Genomic DNA, 1,681 nt, shown 5'->3' on the forward strand with positions numbered 1-1,681 from the left:
CGGTCGAGACACCGCCCGATGCCGAGCCGACCGGCATCCCCAACGATCCGCCGCCGGAGCTACCGCCGAACGCGCCGCCGGAAACCCCGCCGGCGACGCCGGTCGACCTGCCGCCCTCGCGCGATCCGCGCCAGCCACAGGAACGGGGCGGGTAGGAGTGGCCGATGGACAGCGACCTCGACGACATGAACCGTGAGCGCCTGATCGAAGAGGTCCGGCGCCTGCGCGCCGGCATCCGCGAGCATCGCGACGCCACCGGTCATGATCTGTGCTGGCACCATCCGCAGCTTTGGGGATTGCTGCCGGAGCAGATGGAGCCCGAGATCGCTGTTCCGCCCTGGCCGAAATTCCTGCGCGGCTGCCTGCGCTACCGCGAGAGCCTGGAACGGCAGCGCTCTGACGCTGCCGTTTTCGACCGTGAATACGACGGACGCTGAGGTCAGAGCGGCGGCGTCGTGCCTTCGCCGAGATCCCAATAGAGGCCGGCCATCATGCCCAGCCCCTCGCGTGCGATCGCGACGGGCAGATGCTCGTCGGGCGCATGCTGCGAGCAGCCCGGATAGGAGTGCGGCACCCAGATGGTGCGCAGGCCCAGGATCTCCGAGAAGATGTCGTTGGGCAGCGAGCCGCCGAGATTGGGTAAAAGCGCCGGCTTCTTGTTGGTCGACTTGGCGATCGAGGCCAGCGCCCAATGCACCCAGGCATCCTCCGGATCGAGGCGGGTGGCGTTGAAGATCTCGTCGCGGGCGAGCGTGACCTCGACCATGCCGAAACCATGGCGCTTCAGGTGACGGCGCAGCGCCGGCAGCACCTCATTCGGGTCGATGCCGACGACGAAGCGGAGCTGGCAGCGGGCCCAGGCGCTCGGCGGCACGGCGTTGACCGGAGTCTCCGGCACGCCCGACTTCATCGCCAGTACGTCGAAGGAGCACCAGCCGAAGACCTGCTCGGCCGGCGAGAGGCCGGGCTCGCCCCATTCGGGATCGATCACCGGGCCGTCCGGGCCGCCATCGACCTCGCAATCGGCGAGCGCCTTGCGCACCGGCTCCGGCAACTCCTTCGGCACCCATTCATGGATGCGGATCTGCCCCGTCGGCGAGGCGATCGAGGCGATGGCATGGGCGAGCTGGATCGCCGGGTCGGAGAGGATGCCGCCCCAGTTGCCGGAATGGTGGCCGCCTTCGCGGGCCTTGATCGTGAGGTCGAAGGTGACGCCGCCGCGCGAGCCGAGGAAGACCGTCGGACGCTCGGCATTGAGGCGGGGGCCGTCGGAGCCGATCAGCACGTCGGACTTGAACAGCTCCTTCTGGTCGGTGCAGAGCTCGCGCAGGCCCGGCGAGCCGCATTCCTCGCCCATTTCGATCAGGTATTTGGCGTTGAAGCCGAGCTTGCCGCGCGTTTCGAGCACGGCGCGTAGCGCGTTGATGTTGATGACGTGCTGGCCCTTGTTGTCGACGACGCCGCGGCCATACCAGCGGTCGCCGCGCTCGGTGAGGGTCCAGGGCGACAGGCCTTCGCTCCACTGAGCGTCGAGGCCGCGGATCACGTCGCCATGGCCATAGCCGAAGATCGTCGGCAGGGACGGGTCCTCGATGCGCTCGGCGAAGAGGAAGGGGCCGCGCGCCTTGGGATGCGTCAGCGTCTTGCAGGTGAAGCCGAGCCCTTCGAGCAGCGGGCGCAT

2 protein-coding genes are annotated in these 1,681 nt (G+C 68.7%); one reads left to right on the forward strand and one right to left on the reverse strand.

The features are described 5' to 3' along the window. Nucleotides 1-164: 164 nt before the first annotated feature. Nucleotides 165-437 carry a hypothetical protein gene (locus V6M48_RS01875; RefSeq protein WP_332810825.1) on the forward strand — a complete coding sequence of 91 codons (273 nt, stop codon included), beginning with the start codon at nucleotides 165-167 and terminating at the stop codon, nucleotides 435-437. Between the two features lie 2 nt (nucleotides 438-439). Here V6M48_RS01875 and V6M48_RS01880 read toward each other — a convergent pair. Continuing rightward, nucleotides 440-1,681, reverse strand: a 1,242-nt coding sequence (locus tag V6M48_RS01880) for a M20 family metallopeptidase (RefSeq protein ID WP_332810826.1), incomplete at its 5' end; no start/stop codon positions are given.

Source organism: Sphingomonas sp., from assembly GCF_036677245.1.
In the GTDB taxonomy this organism is placed as follows: Bacteria; Pseudomonadota; Alphaproteobacteria; order Sphingomonadales; family Sphingomonadaceae; genus Allosphingosinicella.

What these genes read in the sequence shown, in the direction of transcription:
- V6M48_RS01875 (WP_332810825.1), top strand. Translation starts at nt 165, where the DNA reads ATGGACAGCGACCTCGACGACATGAACCGTGAGCGCCTGATCGAAGAG.